This is a genomic window from Ruoffia halotolerans, assembly GCF_014049385.1.
Taxonomy (GTDB): Bacteria; Bacillota; Bacilli; order Lactobacillales; family Aerococcaceae; genus Ruoffia; species Ruoffia halotolerans.
The window spans coordinates 78,809-94,324 of record NZ_JACAOA010000004.1 but is presented as its reverse complement, the minus strand read 5'-3'; the positions used below and the strand labels follow the sequence as shown (position 1 = coordinate 94,324).

Sequence of the window (15,516 nt, the reverse complement as noted above, 5' to 3'; positions counted from 1 at the left end):
TACCTGACCCCTTTATTATATAGTGAAAGCGTTTGACTTGCAACTTATATGTGTCGTATTTTCGAATTTTTTGTAAAGAATCTGTAATAATTGAGATGTAACACGAAAAACTGCAAACACCTAAGGCATTTGCAGAAAATTCTTAGTATTGACGATTTACAAAGTTTGTAGATAGGAATTGATATTGTGAGCTTCCTTTAATGGTATAAATCTTCTCCCCATCTGTCTCTCCACTTAAGATATCGACATGTTCTAATCGAACTTGCTTCTCATCTTCAATCATACTCATGTACAATTGACTATTTTGTAAAGTATAGGCGATTCCTTTGAAGTCCAAAAACTCTCTATTCCAAAGTTCTTCGAAATCCTCCCCATCAAAATCATATTCATACATAGTCATAAGACTAGAAGGATCCTCGACCCTTTCAGTATGTGCCGTATCAATCTTCAAGTAATACAAATGATTTTCCCTAACCATGACCAAGTTCGTTTCACCATAAAATTCTTCATCATCCGTGGACTCAGAATTACTTACGACAATATCATTCACCTCAAGGGTAATGGGATCAATGACTGCCACTTCATAATTGTTATAAGAAGAGAGTTGGCTATGATTAACTGACAAGGAATCTGGATTAACGTGGCTTTTCAGTATGAGATGGAAATGAGGTTGATCTAATTGATAACCTGCATTCGATAGCGCATAATAGTCCGTTAAGTCTTCCTCAATACTCTCTTCATTCACTACCTCAGCGGTCTCTTTATTGATAGTTAATTGAGTCGTATGGGTAGGATTCCGTTCCATACCATCGATTGTCAACAATAGATAATAGTTGGAATCATCTTCAGCATAGCTAATAACTGAATAGTTAGAATCCTTATCTTCTCCTAAGTCATAACTCCCTTCAGTGAAAACCGAAGCGTCCTTATCCACGATCTTATAATCGAAGATTAAGCTATCATCATCTTGATCTCTCAGGTAGGAACTTTGATACCATAATTGAATGGAACTATTCGGATTAACTACCCCATATTCACGCAGATTAGGTCTATTCGTTAATGGAAATGCTGAATACACTTCATCATAGACAGATTGCATTAATGACTGTGAAGAATTGTAATCATTGATGAGGTGAGTGAACTTGCCATCTTGCTCCATGAAAGCAACATAACTAACTTCTTTGTCTTTGTCCTTCAATACAAATTCTAAGTCCGCCCAATTGATATCTTCATCTTGAGACTGGACTTGGATTGGATTGACCTGGGTCTGACTAACCCATATTACTATCACTACAAGGACCATAAGAATAATCCAAGATAGAGTTAAGGCATTTCTTTTCATATTCAACCCTCCTATATACTAATGTAATAATTCATGAGCCAATACATCCATCCACTATGGATGATTAGATAGCCGACTAGGAATACGATAACCATTGTTGTCACTTCTGTAGTAGTCAATGGATTGCGAATCGATAGGAAGAATCCTATCAATAAAGCTAACATGATTACATCATAGACCAAAGTCAGACCTATTGTCTTAAGTAATCCATGACCTTTATAACTAAAGATCAAGATACAGTTATTCATCAAGACTAATAAGAAACAAATCCCAAAGCCATAGTTGAATAGGGCTGTCAAAGGATGAAGCGGAAATAAGATATAACTTATAGTAAATTGTTGAGCTATCTGAAGAAGAACCCCTAATCCTAAGTAATTATCTTGGAACACCATCTGAAGAATCCAATGGGTTACATAGAAAATCCCTAACTGTAACAAGAGTAGGCCCGACATCAGCAGTAATATGGTTGCTACTTTAGCAAAAGCAATCGGTGCTCGGTTCCCAGGTAAGATAAGTAAGCGGTACATATAATTTCCTTGAAAATACCATTCACGTAACCAGATAATAACAGCATATAAGATTAAAGCAAAGGCTGCTCCTCCAATAACCATCGGATATAAACCAGATGAATCAAAAAAATCTGTTAAATAAAGTGCTACAGGATGACCTTCACGAACAATCTGACGGTTTCTTATTATCATATTACCGATATTGAAAGCTTGGACTAAAAGCACACTAATCATGAGTAGGCCATAGAATATACGAGCGCGTCTCAACTCATCAGTTAATAAGTTTAAGAATTTCATTATCTATACACCTCCCGCATCTTATCCACAATACTATGCCCTTCTTCAAAACGGACTGATTCTGGATAGAATTCATTCACCACATGGCCATCTTTTAACATAACGACTTTGTCAATTAACATCTCAATATCATTAATCTCGTGGGTTGATATGAGAACACCTCGCCCTTCAATAATCTTAGAAGTAAAGACACTAGCAATCTCTTCACGCGTAAGAATATCAATACCAGAGAAAGGTTCATCCATAATAACGTAGTCTGTATCTAAGGACAGACCTAATAATAAGTTGACCTTGGCAATATTCCCTTTGGATAAGCGACCAATCTGATCATGGCGGTTCAGATGGAAGAATTCAATCATTTCATCCGCCCGTTTAGGATTGAATGAAGTGTAATAGGTTGCCATAAAATCAAGCGCTTGTTGAATGGTCATATGCTTCAAGACAATAATCTGATCTGGAATATAGGAGATACGGTTGAAGTCTTGGAAGCGAATCGCTTGGCCATCGATTAAGAATTCACCTGAATCATTAGGCAATAACTTCATTAAGAGATTCATTAAGGTAGTCTTTCCTGACCCATTCTCCCCGACCAAGCACGTAATCTCTCGTTTGTTGATAGTAAAGGACACATCCTTCAATACCTCTTTCTTACCGAAAGACCGACTTACTCCTTTAATCTCTATCATCTATACCACTCCTTTCCTCAATATATTCCCCTAAAGAGGCTAATAGTTCATGGGCTTCAATCCCAAGAGGTTGAATCGCATCATAGAACTGGACCATCGCATCATGTAACATGCTTTGTTTCAACTTTTCAATCACTTCTGTATTCATCGTTACAGTACTTGGTACATTTGGCTCTGACACAATAATCTCCTCCTCTTCAAGTTCCTTCAAGGCTCTCTGAACGGTATTAGGGTTAATCTTTAACTCTTGGGCAATCTCTCTACGCGAAGGGAGCTTATCCCCCGCCTTATAGTCTCCCGCCACAATGATTTGCTTATAATGATGCTTCAATTGCTCATATATGGGGGACCGTTTATCAAATTCCATGGTCTAGCCTCCTTCCTAACAGTGTATTATCCACTTAATACAATTCACAAGTGTATTATATTAGTAATACAGTTAGATGTCAACAAAAAATCCTGATAAACCTTTGAGGAGTTTATCAGGATATGGAAAGTCACTCTATTAAACTAACGTCATGGCTAATTCGACTTCATTGGTAATAATTCCTTCAATGCCTAAGTCTAATAAGGCTTGAATATGTTCTCTTTCATTGGCTGTGTAGGCATTAATGCCTACATTAAGGTCTTTACATTCCTTCACTATCTCAGGGTTTAAAAGAGCTGAGACGAACATAGGATGATAATGTTCCACCCCATATTTTTTGCAGTATTGTCCTGGATTCAATATGTTAGCTACTGTTAAGAAACCACATGCTATGTTCGAATCGATTTCTTTAATCGCTTGAATTGAGAAATGATTGAAAGAAGAGAAGATAACACGGTCTTCTAAGCCACGTTCTTTCACTAAGTCTACGGCAATGCCTGCCATCTCATCATAAGCAAAGTAAGATGTCTTCAGTTCAATATTGACCATAATATCGGTTGTCTGGAACCAGTCTAAGAACTCAACTAAAGTGGGTATCTTAATATTTTCTGAACCCTCATCTTCTAAGTCTTCCATCCCATTACGGAATTCATACGTTTTTAGTTCTTCTAAAGTCAGATTCGTGATGAAGCCTAGGGCATTCGATGTACGATCAATTTTTTCATCATGACAGATTACAATTTCTTTATCTTTAGTTAATTGAATATCTAATTCAATCCCTTGAGCACCGTATTCTACAGCTTTAGTAAAAGCGAGCATAGTGTTCTCAGGGAATCTTCCGCTATAACCGCGGTGTGCAATTATTTTACTCATATCTTATAGGACTCCTTCTACTGAACATGCAGTAAGAATTGTTTGTTGGCTCTCTTTATCAAACAATAAAGCTCTCGTTAAATCAAGTGAAATGTGTATCTCAGTCTCAATTGGAACCATACGTGGTGGGTTGAATCTGGCTGCACATTCACGTTTGGCAGATTCTAGGTCGAAATAAACAAAGGTATCTGAACCGATTTGTTCTACATTCTTAGCAAGGACAGTCACGGTATTCTCGTCTTCTGCAGTAGCTTGATAGTGAATATTCTCTGGACGAATACCTAGTAAGACTTCTTGACCTTGAAAATCAACATGAATACGGTCAACTAATTCTTGAGATAGGTGGATTTTTTTGTCTGTGGTTGTGAAGAAGACATCACTAGCTTCTTTGACTAATCTACCTTCTAACATATTCATCTGTGGGCTTCCGATGAATTCTGCCACAAAGACATTGGCAGGGTTAAAGTAAAGGTTAGCTGGTGTATCGAATTGTTCAACGTTCCCAACACTCATCACCGCAATACGCGTTCCCATTGTCATTGCTTCAGTCTGGTCATGAGTTACATAGACAAAAGTTGTTTGTAGCTTACGGTGTAAGCTAACTATCTCAGAACGCATGGTGACACGTAATTTTGCATCTAAGTTAGATAATGGCTCATCTAATAAGAATATTTTAGGATTACGAACCATGGCACGACCTAGCGCCACACGTTGACGTTGACCCCCTGATAAAGCTCCTGGCTTCTTATCCAATAATTCAGATAATTGTAATACACTTGCGACTTCATCAACACGCTTATATCGTTCTTGCTTATTCACACCCGCCATACGCAAGGCAAAGGCAATGTTATCACGTACGGTCATATGAGGATATAAGGCATAGGATTGGAATACCATCGCGATATCTCGCTCTTTAGGAGGAATATTATTGACTAATGTATCACCAATATACATCTCACCTTCAGAGATTCCTTCTAGACCCGCAATCATTCGAAGAGTCGTAGACTTTCCACATCCTGAAGGACCTACTAAGACGATGAATTCCTTATCTTCTATGTCTAGATCAATATTTTTCACTGCTTTATAGCCATCTTCATAGATTTTAGCTACTTTTTTTAATTGTAATTTTGCCATTATTAACTTTCTCCTTAAAAATGATTATCCTTTAACAGCTCCAGAAGTTAATCCCTTAACCATATTACGTTGTCCGACAATGAATATGGCTAAACTTGGAATCATACAGATAACAACTCCGGCAACCATCAATACCATTGATTGTGAGTCGACACTGTTCAACATAGAGATACCAATCTGTACCGTTCTGTTGGCATCATTATTCGTTACTAAGAGTGGCCACATATACATATTCCATCCAGATAAGAAGGATTGTACGGCCATCGCACCAATGGTTGGTTTAATTAACGGAAGAACCATAGTGAAAGCAAAGCGAACATCACTACAGCCATCAATCTTAGCTGACTCATAGACTTCATACGGGAAATTCTCTAAAGCTTGTACACATAAGAAAATATTAAAAGCAGAGACTACAAAAGGAATAATTAATACGATTAACGAATCTGTAATTCCCCAGCTAGAAACCATTAAAAATTGCGAGATAATCACCGCTTCACCAGGAATCATCATCGTTGATAAGATGAGACCATAGACAATGCCTTTTCCTTTGAATTTCAAAAATCTAAAGGCAAAAGCGGCTAAGACAGACGTCGTAATCTGTAATAAGGTAATGGATACTGCTACGATTAAAGAATTAGTAATATAACGACCAATCGGTGCAATATCAAACACATCCACAAAGTTAGTCAATGTCGGATTCTGCGGGAATAGGATACTACTAGGATCATATAATTCCCCGGCTGGCTTAATAGCCATTAAGAAAGCATAGATTAATGGGAACATGGTGAATAACCACGCGATAATATTTAATCCCACTAAAGCAATACGTCCTATGCGTTGACGACGAATATATTTCTTCTCAATAGAATTTGATGTAGCTTGCATTAGTTATTAGCCCCCTTTCTGAATCGGAACATGATAATGGTGAGTACCATAACGATAACGAATAAAACAACCGACTCTGCTGAGGCAAAGCCATAACGATAGTTCATGAAGGCATTACGATAGATATCGTAAACAATTACGTTAGTTGATTGACCCGGTCCACCTTTAGTTAAGATATTAATCTGTCCGAAACCTTGGAAAGCATTGATAACATTCGTCACAATGACAAAGAATAAAGTTGGCTTAAGAGAAGGTAAAGTGATAAATAAAAATTTTTGTAAGCCATTAGCTCCATCAATAGATCCACTCTCATATAATGACTCATCGATACTTGCAAGTCCTGATGAAAAATATAAGAAATTCATCCCACTATTTAACCAACCTGTTAGGATACCTACTGCTAATAAGGCTGTATCGGGTGTTGCTAGATAATTAGTAAAAGTACCTAAGACACGGTTCACAATCCCTACCGTCGGATTCAACATGACTTGGAAAATCATGGCCATCCCTGCAGATGCAATCGCCATTGGCATCGCATAACTTGTACTAAAGAATTTGATACCTGGGAAAGTCTTCTGACAAAGTAGAGCTGTTAAGAATCCAATGGATACACCCACAACTACCACGATCAGTACGAAGTGTAATGTTACAAGAACACTATTCCAGAAACTACTTGATGTTAATAATTCTTGATAGTTACCTAATTCTAAGAACTGAGCATTCTCACCCATATTGTTAGTTAAGAACGAACTTCTATAGATAGTTTGTATAAAAGGCCAGAACATAAATAAACATAAAATAACGATTGCAGGTAATAAATAACCATACCCTTTTATGCGATCAACCAAGGACCTTTCTTCTTTAATAATTTTCACTTGCTCCATATTAATCCCCTATACTTTTTAAATAAAAGAAAGGCTGGGCATACCAAATTGGTATATCCCCAGCCTCTTGATAGTTCAACAATTATTGGTTAGCAGCGTTATAGTTTTCTAAAGCTGCATTCACTTGGTCAGCCATTGATTGCACTGCACTAGCTGGATCTGCTGCACCATTTAATACATTTTCTAATTCAGTTTCATAGATTTGACGTGCTTCTTGGTTCACACCAGATAATGCACCTTGTGATTCAGGAGTTGACTCATGTAATTGGTCAATCGCTGTTTGGAATTGTGGGAACTCAGCTAAGTTATCTAAGAATACTTGCTCTTCGTGAGTTGCTGTTGTGATTGGGAAGTATCCTGTATCACGGTTCCATTTCGCTTGTGATTCTGGTGAAATTAAGAATTCAATGAATTCCCAAGTTGCTTGTTTCTTAGCGTCGTCACCAGATTCGATCATCCATAATGAAGCTCCACCGATTGAAACGCCACCTTGGTCTTCTTCGTCAACACCTGGGAAGTAAGCAGTACCTACTTCAAAACGTCCGTCAACTTCTGTTAAGATTTGACGTAAACTTGCAGTAGAACCAATTGTAATTGCTGATTGTCCAGCTACGAATTCAGGTTGTCCACCTGTACGTCCTACGTTAGGGATTGCTCCAGCTTCCATACCTTCTACCCATTTAGAGATAGTTTTTTCCATTGCTCCGTTTTCAACGAATACAGTTTCAGTTGGCGCGCCTTCACGTCCATTACCGTTGTCATAGATATCTTCTTCTTGTTTAGAGAACCATTGTTCTAAATACCAACCGTAGATTCGTAGAGAGATTGGCATTGCTGCTCCAGCTTCTTGTAATTGTGGTGAAATTTCAATGATTTCTGCTAAAGAACTAGGTGCTTCTTCAATACCTGCTGCTTCAAAAATGTCAGCGTTATAGTACATAATTGGAGTTGAAGAGTTGAATGGCATAGAATTTAATTGATCATCAATTGTATAGTATGCAGCTAAGTTTGGTTCGATTTGAGAGATGTCGTAACCACTTGAATCGATGAATTCTTGAACTGGAACAGTTAATCCAGAATCAATCATGAATGTTGTTCCTAATTCGAATACTTGTACAATATCTGCCTCTACTTCAGAACCTGAAGCAGATGAGCGTAATTTTGTTAACGTCTCATCATAAGTTCCTTGATATTGTGCATTAACAGTCACTCCATCTTGAGATTCGTTAAATTCGTCTACTAAAGCTTGTAAAGCTTCACCAGCATTACCACCCATTCCATGCCAGAAAACTAATTCTACAGGCTCCTGAGCATAAACACCTGTTGCAGTTAATCCTAAGTTACCCACAAATAATATGGCTAAAATAATAAATGCAAAAACTTTTTTAATTGTATTCAAGATACAATTCCTCCTTATAATTAATTTTAGAAACGCAATAAACCTGCATTCATTTCCGACTCTTATCATACAAAGTGGATATTAATTTAACGTAAATACTCTGTAAAGATTGGTCTTTCTTTGTAAAATTTATGTAAATTTAATGTTAAGGCATCTTATTGTATCGAACTTTATAATAACTATTCCTTCATATCCAACTTGCTCTAATTTTGGTATAATCGATTCAACAGTAAAAATGGAGGCTTTTAAGATGAATCTATTATTTTCAATTTCTGATAATTTTACGGAACCACTCCTTACTACCTTATTTTCCATTAGAAATAATACAAAAGAAGAAGCGTATGTTGTCTATGTACTTCAAAAAGAAGAATTAAAAGATAACAAGTTAATTCATAAATTTTGCCAGCAACTACAAATGGAATATAAGCCAATTATTATCGGTAAGAATATATTCCAAAACGCTCCCGCTAGTGAAAGATGGCCCGAATCAATCTATTATAGATTGCTAGCCCATGAATTTCTTCCTTCAGATCTTGATAAGATTCTATATTTAGATGCTGATGTTTTGTGTATTAATGATTTATCCTTGTTATACAATCAAAATATTAATGATTATCTCTATGCAGCGTCTAGCCATACTCGTTTAGAAGTAACGGATACTATAAACCGTCTACGCTTAGGTAATCGTGAATTGAAAAGCTATTTTAATTCCGGTGTTCTACTGATGAATTTAACTTTGATTCGACAAGAAGTGAAAAGTGAAACCATCTATAATTTCATAAAGGAAAATCATGAGTTCTTGCTTATGCCCGATCAAGATGTACTAAATGGTCTATATGGAGACCAAATCTTACCTCTACCTGATGAATTATATAATTTTGATTCAAGATTACCTTTTCTTTATGAAATAATGAGTCAAAAAGAGATTTCCTATGATTGGATTATGGATAATACCGTTATCTTACACTTTTGTGGTAAAAATAAACCTTGGAATGAAAGTGAACGAAGTAAATTCTCTGTACTTTACAAGCATTACTACTCTCAAATGAAGCGTGTAACTAATAAAATCACCTCCAAATAAAAAAGCTAGGACCGAAGTCCTAGCTTTTTTGTGTGAATTCACTTATTTATATTCTACTACTAAATAACGATTTGGTTCTTTACCTTCTGAATGTGTTTTAATTCGATCAATTCTTGCTAAATGCGCGTGAATTTGCTTACGTTCATATGCTGGTAAAGGATCTAAGATTACGGTTTGTTTCGTCTCTAACACTTCATCTGCCGTTCGTTGAGCAATTTGTCTCAGGACACTTGCGCGACGATCACGGTAATCACCCACGTTCAATAGAATAGATGTGCGGCGACGGTATAAGCTTTGGAAGTAAGTTTGCGATAAAATCTGAAGGGAATTGATGATTTTACCATGCTTACCAATAACTAAGCCTGATTTATCTGTTTCAATATTAAACATCACTTGTGAACGTGATATTTCAAACTCAACATCAGCTTGCGCACCGTAGGATTGAATCACTTCTTGAATGTAGACTGCCACTTTCTGACTTGCTTCTTCAATTGTGAATGTCTCTTGTTGGTCGTCTTCATCTGATTTTGATTCAGTTACTGCTTCAGCTTTTACTTCTTTTTTAGGTTCTAAAGAAGGTTTTGGTTGAGTTTTTTTCACTTCTTTTTTAACTGGTTCTCCAGTCGCAGTTTCTTCAACCGCTTTTGCTTCAACCACTTCTGATTTTGGAGCAACTTTTTCTTTAGGTTGTTCTTTCACTTCAGTGATTTTAATTTCTTCGTCAACTTCAACAACCATCGGTTCGGCTTCAACGGGAGTCTCTGTTGTATCTGATTTTACTTTTTGCTCTTCTTCCAATTGTTCAGTAATTTCTGATAATGATAACTCATTTTTCGCTGTTACTTCAACAATGGCATCTTGCTTACCAAAACCAAATAATCCTTTTTTACCTTCACTAATAACATGAATTTCTGCTTCAGAACGTGAGATGTTCAGTTCGGCTAATCCTTTTTCGATTGCTTTATCAACCGTCTCAGCTCTAACAGTTGTACTGTGTTCTAACATCGTATCTTCCTTTCGAGACTTCTATTTCTTTTTACTAGTGGCACGTCTTAATTGACGTTTTAATTCTCGTTGTTTTTCTTTTTCAGCTTCTGCTTTTGCTTCACGCTCAGCAATAATCTTGTATGGATTATTAAAGATAAATGTTTGAGCTAGTGTAAAGGCATTTGAAATTACCCAGTATATAGCAATCGCACTTGGTAGTGTGAAACCAATTAATAAGATCATTAATGGTGAAACAAATGTCATACTTTTCGTCATAGTATTTTGCACTGGATTACTCTTCATTGAGAAGTAAGTTGTTGCAAATGTTAATAGAGCAGCAATGACAGGTAAGACGAAGTATGGGTCAGGTTGACCTAAGTTCATCCATAAGAAGTTACCTTGACGTAATTCTTCTGTTCTTAAGATTGCTTGATAAAGTGCCATCATTACTGGTAGTTGAATTAACATTGGTAAACATCCAGCAAATTGATTTACACCGCGGTCTTGCATTAAAGCTTGTTGCTCTTCTTGCATTGCTTCTATTGAAGCACGGTCTTTGTTAGGATATTTCGCTTTAATTGCATCTAATTCCGGTTGCAGCTCTTGTGTTTTGCGCTGTGTTTTAATTTGCATTTGGAATAATGGTAGTAATAATGCACGAATAATTATCGTAAAGACTGCAATACCCAAAGGATAGCTACCACCAAATAAATTAGATAACCATAGAATCAGTTGAGATAAATTATAAATAATATAACGATCCCATAAACCAGTACTTTCAGCATTGACTGCCTCTCGTGTGGAACCACACGCTGTCAGAAAAACTACAAAACCTACTAATACTAAGACTTTGAGCCATTTATTATATTTTTTCATTGACGCCTCCTACTTTTTATTTATTATTGGATTCTTTTTATCAAGAATCCCCGCTATATTCATAACGTGAATAATCGAGCTTTTTACTTCGTGAAAAGTCTTTGTTTGAATATCTTTTCGTGCGATCAAAAGAAAATCGATATCTGATTGTATCGCAGGCTCTAATTCTAACAAAGCTTGTCGAATGTAGCGCTTAACTTGATTTCTTTCAACCGCATTCCCAATCTTCTTACCAACCGATAATCCGACACGAAAATGTGCTTGTTCAGGTTTCGGATAAACATAAAGCACTAACTGCCGATTGGCTACTGATTCCCCTTCACGAAATGCCCGTTGAAACTCATATTCTTTTTTTACACGATATTCTTTTCTCACAAACTTCCCTCATTCATCTAAATTCTTGACATTCACTGTCTTTCATTATAGCGAATTTTCTACTAAAAGAAAAACGGTTTCTGTCGTTTCATCTATATTAATACAAAAAAACAAGCATTCATCTAATCCAACGATCTTTTCGCGAAATTAGATGAATGCTTGCAATAAATATCATTATTATTATGCTGATATTTTCTTACGTCCTTTTAGACGACGTCTTTTTAAAACATTACGGCCGTTTTTAGTACTCATTCTCTTACGGAATCCATGTACTCTACTACGTTTACGTTTCTTTGGTTGATAAGTTCTTTTTGTCATGGTATACACCTCCTAAATGCAATATGTGTACAATACTCAAATATTTTATAGAAGTAAGGGAAGATTGTCAAGTTCTTAATTAATTATTTTTTCAAATAAATTCTATCTACTTTTATTTTACAATATACATTTTAACATAAACACTGAAACTTATAAACAAACTTATCCACAGCTAATTATACCTTGTGCATAAATTAAAATTTATATTTTTTATCCACAAGTTTTTCTTTGAGTTATGAACATATCAACAAGGTGTTTATTGTGTGTATAATTTCACTCAGATTTAGTGCATAACTTTTTAGAATGTGATAAGATAGGCAAGTATTGAGTATAACTTATCCACAACTGGGTGTTGATAACTCTACTTCAAGCTACTTATGCACAGTTCTTTTTGACCTGTTGATAACTCAAATGTGCATGAGTGCATAACTTGTTTTTGTTTTTATAGCTTGTGGAAAACTCATAATATGCTAAAATTATTTTACTTATAATTATATGATGAAATTTGTTTTCGGTAATTGAGAGGAATTGAATCTAATGGAAGAAAAAGAAAAATTTTGGAGGGATTGCCAGCACTATATAAGTGAACGCCTGTCCGATCAATCATTCGATAATTGGGTTGCACCAGTCTATCCAACTCGAATTGGAGATCAGACTATCACTTTAGCTGTACCAAATGCTCTAACCAAAAACTATTGGGAAAGACATCTATCTGGTTACGTCATTCAGTTTAGTCTTGAAGTGTATGGTTTAGAATATACACCGACTTTTGTAATCGTACCTGAAGATCAACGTGAATCGAATCAAGCTAAGAAAGCCGTACCTGAGGTCGAAGACACAGGTGAATTCTCAGAATCACAGTTAAACCCAAATTACGTGTTTGAGACATTTGTTATCGGTGAAGGTAATAAGATGGCTAATGGAGCGGCTTTAGCGGTCGTTGATTCGCCAGGTAAAACCTACAATCCTCTATTAATATACGGAGGCGTTGGTTTAGGTAAAACACACTTAATGCAAGCTATTGGTAATGAGATTAAACGTAAACAACCCTCAGCAAGAATAAAATACTCTACCAGTGAATCTTTCATGAATGACTTTATTACAGCGATTCGTGATGGGTCCCAAGCAGAGTTTAGAAGTATGTACCGTGAAATTGATGTTCTATTAATAGATGACATTCAGTTTTTATCTAAGAAAGATAAAACTCAAGAAGAGTTTTTCCATACATTTAATGAGCTTTATAATAATAATAAGCAAATTGTTCTAACGAGTGATCGTCTACCGAACAACATTACAAATTTGGAAGAACGTTTAATAAGTCGCTTTAAATGGGGTTTATCCACGGACATTACTCCACCGGATTTGGAGACACGGATTGCGATTCTTCGTAAAAAAGCGTCTAGTGAGCAACTAGATGTGAGCCCTGATACATTAACGTATATCGCCAATAACGTCGACACCAACATTCGTGAATTAGAAGGTGCTTTAGTGCGAGTGATTGCTTATGCAGCCATTCAAGGAAAAGAAATTGATACCGAACTTGCTGCCTCTGCCTTACATAATATCATTAATAAAGGCGAAGCGAAGCCTCTAACACCTGATGAAGTTATTGATTACGTCAGTCGCTATTATCAAATCACCCCTGAAGACATTCGTGGTAAAAAACGAACTAAAAATATTGTCTTCCCGCGCCAAGTAGCGATGTATCTAACACGTGAATTAACGGAAATGTCTTTCCCTAAAATCGGAGAATACTTTGGGAATAAAAATCATACAACCGTCATTCATGCCTATGAGAAAATCACAGATGAGATTGAAACAGACATTCAATTGAAGAATGAAATCAATCAATTGAAACAAAGACTTCAAAGATAAATTATTAACATGTGTATAAGTTGTGACTGAACTCTGGACTTATGCACATGTTGACGAACAAGCATTTTGGCTTACATTCATGCATCAATAATGATTATGCACAGAATTAACAGCCCCTACTACTACTATTACTTATTTATTAATATATAATATATATATAAGGAGTGACGATATGAAATTTACTATTGGAAGAGCAGCATTTACTGCACAATTAATTGACGTATCTCGAGCAATTCCCTCGAAAGCAACAATCCCTATTTTAACTGGTATAAAAATTACAGCGACAAAAGAAGGTATTACTTTAATTGGTTCTGACGCTGAGATATCTATTGAAAGTTTCTTATCAGTACAAGATGATTCTTTAGGTTTAGAAATTGAAGAAACTGGTAGTATCGTTGTAACAGCTAGAATTTTTAATGATATTGTACGAAAACTACCTACAACTAAAGTGACGATCGAAACAAATGAGCAATTCATATTAACAGCTACTTCAGGAGAAGCGATTTTCTCATTGAACGGTACAGATGGACAATCATACCCTCGCTTACCTGAGATTGAATCCGATCGTAAGATCAACTTACCAACGGTATTATTTAAAGAATTAATTAGTCAAACAATCTTCTCAGCATCAAATCAAGAAAGCCGTCCTGTCTTAACAGGGGTTCACTTAATGATGAACGAAGGTCACATTACAGGTGTTGCTACAGATAGTCACCGACTAAGTCGTCGCCAAATCCCTGTTGAATTTACAACGGATCAAGCTAACTTTGAAGCAATCACAATACCTAAGAAAACATTGAATGAATTAGAACGGATTGTTCAAGATGATCAAATGATTGAAATGATTGTGACAGAACAACAAGTTATCTTCTTAATTGATAACTTAACAATTTATTCTCGTTTACTTGAAGGGAATTATCCTGATACAGATCGTTTATTACCTACGTCACATACGACTGAAATTGTCTTAAACGCAGATCAATTCCTACATGCGATTGACCGTGCAAGTCTAATGTCACATCAGGGTAAAAATAATGTCGTTCAATTAGACATTACGGATGACAACATTGATTTATCTGTTCAAGGAAGCAGTTTAGGTTCCGCGAATGAATCAATCAGTGCCAAGTCAATCACAGGTGAACCAATTAAAATTTCATTTAACCCTGATTATATGAAAGATGCTTTACGCTCATTTAGTGGTGTCGACATTAATATTGGCTTTACTTCAAGTGTCCGTCCTTTATTAATTTCGGCTCTTGAGAAAAGTGAAACACCTAACAATGAATTACTGCAATTATTAACACCAATTCGTACGCACTAATATTGAAATGAGCTCCTGTCTTATCTAACCCAAGCGGTTAGTAAGATTAGGAGTTTCTTTTATATTAAGTTGTCTGAAACGAGCAACTAAGTTATAATGAACTGTTGCGAAAATAAGTAGTCTCCCTTAGAAAAGTTATCCCCATGTGCATAACTTTTCTAAGCGTGAAGAATTATTTTAAAATTAGTTGCCAAATCGGTCATTTTCCATAAATACAAAAAATAGCCGGTTTTGGGTAAATGTTAAAAAATAAGCTTTTCTACCTAATAATGTATTTAAATGCTAAAATGACGTAAAAATAGCTATT

Annotated in this window: 16 protein-coding genes; 3 read left to right on the top strand and 13 right to left on the bottom strand. The window is 35.9% G+C overall.

What is annotated here, in order from left to right; translation table 11 throughout:
• Positions 1-142: 142 nt before the first annotated feature.
• From HW423_RS02545 to HW423_RS02505, 9 genes are all read right to left on the bottom strand, one after another.
• A complete protein-coding gene (locus HW423_RS02545; protein ID WP_218930380.1) occupies positions 143-1,342 on the bottom strand; it encodes a hypothetical protein in 1,200 nt (399 codons plus the stop codon).
• A gap of 11 nt (positions 1,343-1,353) precedes the next feature.
• Positions 1,354-2,148 (bottom strand): hypothetical protein, encoded by a 795-nt coding sequence (locus HW423_RS02540; protein WP_218930379.1) that lies wholly within the window; start codon positions 2,146-2,148, stop codon positions 1,354-1,356.
• Positions 2,148-2,834, bottom strand: coding sequence for an ABC transporter ATP-binding protein (locus tag HW423_RS02535; RefSeq protein ID WP_218930378.1), 687 nt, complete (start codon positions 2,832-2,834; stop codon positions 2,148-2,150). Before HW423_RS02535 ends, HW423_RS02540 begins: the two co-directional genes overlap by 1 nt.
• Positions 2,821-3,201, bottom strand: coding sequence for a GntR family transcriptional regulator (locus tag HW423_RS02530; RefSeq protein ID WP_218930377.1), 381 nt, complete (start codon positions 3,199-3,201; stop codon positions 2,821-2,823). The genes HW423_RS02535 and HW423_RS02530 overlap by 14 nt, the downstream gene beginning before the upstream one ends.
• Positions 3,202-3,339: 138 nt before the next feature.
• The gene (locus tag HW423_RS02525; protein ID WP_218930376.1) at positions 3,340-4,074 is read right to left on the bottom strand and encodes a glycerophosphodiester phosphodiesterase; all 735 of its coding nucleotides are present in this window, start codon (positions 4,072-4,074) and stop codon (positions 3,340-3,342) included.
• A 3-nt stretch (positions 4,075-4,077) separates the two neighbouring features.
• The gene (locus HW423_RS02520) at positions 4,078-5,208 is read right to left on the bottom strand and encodes an ABC transporter ATP-binding protein (protein ID WP_218930375.1); all 1,131 of its coding nucleotides are present in this window, start codon (positions 5,206-5,208) and stop codon (positions 4,078-4,080) included.
• A 24-nt stretch (positions 5,209-5,232) separates the two neighbouring features.
• The gene (locus HW423_RS02515; protein WP_218930374.1) at positions 5,233-6,093 is read right to left on the bottom strand and encodes a carbohydrate ABC transporter permease; all 861 of its coding nucleotides are present in this window, start codon (positions 6,091-6,093) and stop codon (positions 5,233-5,235) included.
• On the bottom strand, positions 6,093-6,977 hold the full coding sequence (locus HW423_RS02510) for a carbohydrate ABC transporter permease (RefSeq protein WP_218930373.1): 885 nt from the start codon (positions 6,975-6,977) through the stop codon (positions 6,093-6,095). The genes HW423_RS02515 and HW423_RS02510 overlap by 1 nt, the downstream gene beginning before the upstream one ends.
• Positions 6,978-7,059: 82 nt before the next feature.
• On the bottom strand, positions 7,060-8,376 hold the full coding sequence (locus HW423_RS02505) for an ABC transporter substrate-binding protein (protein ID WP_235956242.1): 1,317 nt from the start codon (positions 8,374-8,376) through the stop codon (positions 7,060-7,062).
• 250 nt (positions 8,377-8,626) lie between these two features.
• Here HW423_RS02505 and HW423_RS02500 point away from each other — a divergent pair, with 250 nt between their 5' ends.
• The gene (locus tag HW423_RS02500; protein ID WP_218930371.1) at positions 8,627-9,457 is read left to right on the top strand and encodes a glycosyltransferase family 8 protein; all 831 of its coding nucleotides are present in this window, start codon (positions 8,627-8,629) and stop codon (positions 9,455-9,457) included.
• Between the two features lie 42 nt (positions 9,458-9,499).
• Here the strand turns inward: HW423_RS02500 and jag are convergent, their stop codons facing one another.
• From jag to rpmH, 4 genes are all read right to left on the bottom strand, one after another.
• Positions 9,500-10,462 carry an RNA-binding cell elongation regulator Jag/EloR gene (gene jag, locus HW423_RS02495; RefSeq protein WP_218930370.1) on the bottom strand — a complete coding sequence of 321 codons (963 nt, stop codon included), beginning with the start codon at positions 10,460-10,462 and terminating at the stop codon, positions 9,500-9,502.
• A 21-nt stretch (positions 10,463-10,483) separates the two neighbouring features.
• Complete coding sequence (locus tag HW423_RS02490; protein ID WP_218930369.1) at positions 10,484-11,320, bottom strand: YidC/Oxa1 family membrane protein insertase; 837 nt, start codon at positions 11,318-11,320, stop codon at positions 10,484-10,486.
• A 9-nt stretch (positions 11,321-11,329) separates the two neighbouring features.
• The gene (gene rnpA, locus HW423_RS02485) at positions 11,330-11,695 is read right to left on the bottom strand and encodes a ribonuclease P protein component (RefSeq protein ID WP_218930368.1); all 366 of its coding nucleotides are present in this window, start codon (positions 11,693-11,695) and stop codon (positions 11,330-11,332) included.
• A 180-nt stretch (positions 11,696-11,875) separates the two neighbouring features.
• The gene (gene rpmH, locus HW423_RS02480; RefSeq protein ID WP_138403767.1) at positions 11,876-12,013 is read right to left on the bottom strand and encodes a 50S ribosomal protein L34; all 138 of its coding nucleotides are present in this window, start codon (positions 12,011-12,013) and stop codon (positions 11,876-11,878) included.
• 537 nt (positions 12,014-12,550) lie between these two features.
• On the opposite strand from rpmH, the gene dnaA reads away from it, so the two are divergent.
• Together dnaA and dnaN are read left to right on the top strand one after the other, a co-directional pair.
• Positions 12,551-13,888, top strand: coding sequence for a chromosomal replication initiator protein DnaA (gene dnaA, locus HW423_RS02475; protein ID WP_218930367.1), 1,338 nt, complete (start codon positions 12,551-12,553; stop codon positions 13,886-13,888).
• A gap of 172 nt (positions 13,889-14,060) precedes the next feature.
• Positions 14,061-15,209, top strand: coding sequence for a DNA polymerase III subunit beta (gene dnaN, locus HW423_RS02470; protein ID WP_218930366.1), 1,149 nt, complete (start codon positions 14,061-14,063; stop codon positions 15,207-15,209).
• Positions 15,210-15,516: the final 307 nt, after the last annotated feature.